This window comes from Psychrobacter halodurans, from assembly GCF_017498075.1.
In the GTDB taxonomy this organism is placed as follows: domain Bacteria; phylum Pseudomonadota; class Gammaproteobacteria; order Pseudomonadales; family Moraxellaceae; genus Psychrobacter; species Psychrobacter celer.
Genome location: NZ_JAGBKN010000057.1, coordinates 1 through 915, shown reverse-complemented (window position 1 = coordinate 915; position 915 = coordinate 1). Strand labels below are relative to the sequence as shown.

Here is a 915-nt window from a genome sequence, read left to right as displayed (position 1 = left end):
TATAGTCAGTCTTTTATAAATAAGATACAATGCTTTTAAAATAAAGAGAAAGATATAATCATTATGACTTACTCAGCAGACTTTCGAACGCAAGTTATAAAAAGCGTCAAAGACAAAGACATGAGCATTCGTCAAGCTTGTATTTTCTATGACATCAGCAAAACCACTTTACAGCGTTGGCTGAAAAATCCAAGTATCAAACAAACTCGGGATAAGCCACCCAGTAAAATACCAAATGAAGCACTTCTCAAAGACGTCGCGCAGTATCCAGACGATTACATGTACGAGCGAGCTCAACGTTTAGGCTGTAGCAAGTCAGGCATTGATATTGCCCTAAAGCGCCTTGGTATCAGTCAAAAAAAAGACCTTAGAGCATCCAAAAGTGTGTCCAATAAAAAGAGCAGCGTATCAGAGTAAGCTCAATAGTTTTATGCAGCAAGGCTATCCCATTGTGTACATGGATGAAAGCGGCTTTGAGGCTGAAACCATTCGTTCTCATGGCTATGCACCGATAGGTAAACCCTGTATCGACAGCTATAACTGGCAAGCAAGAAAGCGCACTAACGTTATTGGTGCGCTCTATGAAAAAATGTTATTTGCCTTAGATTACTTTGAGCAAAATATTAACAGCAGCATATTCTACCACTGGTGCAAACACACGCTAATACCAAGTCTTAAAACAAAATGTGTGATCGTGATGGACAATGCTAGATTTCATAAGAACAAATGCATTCAAAAACTACTGAACAGACATGGCCATCGTATTCTTTGGTTGCCACCCTACAGCCCTGATCTAAATCCCATTGAAAAGAAGTGGGCACAGGCAAAATTTCTACGTCAAGGCTGGATGGAGAATAATCTACCTAAGCTGTTTCATGATATGGGTTGTATCTCTTTTATTCTAGACTGACTATA

At 39.2% G+C, this 915-nt stretch carries 2 protein-coding genes; both read left to right on the top strand.

Going from position 1 to position 915, the window contains the following annotated elements:
• Window positions 1–63: 63 nt before the first annotated feature.
• Window positions 64–417, top strand: coding sequence for an IS630 transposase-related protein (locus J3491_RS11910; protein WP_075100793.1), 354 nt, complete (start codon window positions 64–66; stop codon window positions 415–417).
• On the top strand, window positions 383–910 hold the full coding sequence (locus J3491_RS11905) for an IS630 family transposase (protein WP_207970359.1): 528 nt from the start codon (window positions 383–385) through the stop codon (window positions 908–910). Before J3491_RS11910 ends, J3491_RS11905 begins: the two co-directional genes overlap by 35 nt.
• The last annotated feature ends 5 nt before the right edge of the window (window positions 911–915 follow it).

What these genes read in the sequence shown, in the direction of transcription:
- J3491_RS11910 (WP_075100793.1), top strand. Translation starts at nt 64, where the DNA reads ATGACTTACTCAGCAGACTTTCGAACGCAAGTTATAAAAAGCGTCAAA.